Annotated in this window: 1 protein-coding gene; it reads left to right on the plus strand. The window is 65.3% G+C overall.

The features are described 5' to 3' along the window. The coding region (locus ABD901_RS58850) for an endo-1,4-beta-xylanase (RefSeq protein WP_345145161.1) at positions 1-605 on the plus strand (605 nt) is incomplete at both ends.

Here is a 605-nt window from a genome sequence, read left to right on the forward strand (position 1 = left end):
CAGGCGATGATCGACCACATCAACGGCGTCATGGCGCACTACAAGGGCAAGCTCGCCTACTGGGACGTCGTCAACGAGGCCTTCAACGAGGACGGCAGCCGCCGGCAGTCGAACCTGCAAGGCACCGGCAACGACTGGATCGAGGTCGCGTTCCGCACCGCCCGCAACGCCGACCCATCGGTCAAACTCTGCTACAACGACTACAACATCGAGAACTGGTCCTACGGCAAGACCCAAGGCGTCTACAACATGATCCGCGACTTCAAATCCCGCGGCGTGCCGATCGACTGCGTCGGGCTGCAGACCCACTTCACCGGCGGCAGCTCACTACCCGGCAACTTCCAGACCACGCTGTCCAGCTTCGCCGCCCTCGGCGTCGACGTGGCACTGACCGAGGTCGACGTCACCAACGCCTCGACGTCGCAGTACGCCGGACTCACCCAGGCCTGCATGAACGTGCCCCGCTGCGTCGGCATCACCGTGTGGGGCGTACGCGACAGCGACTCCTGGCGCTCGAGCGAGAGCCCGCTGCTCTTCGACGGCGGCGGCAACAAGAAGGCCGCCTACACCTCGGTCCTCAACGCCCTCAACGCCGCCAACCCGAC

Origin of the sequence: Dactylosporangium darangshiense (assembly GCF_039537565.1) — a bacterium.
Lineage (GTDB): Bacteria > Actinomycetota > Actinomycetes > Mycobacteriales > Micromonosporaceae > Dactylosporangium > Dactylosporangium darangshiense.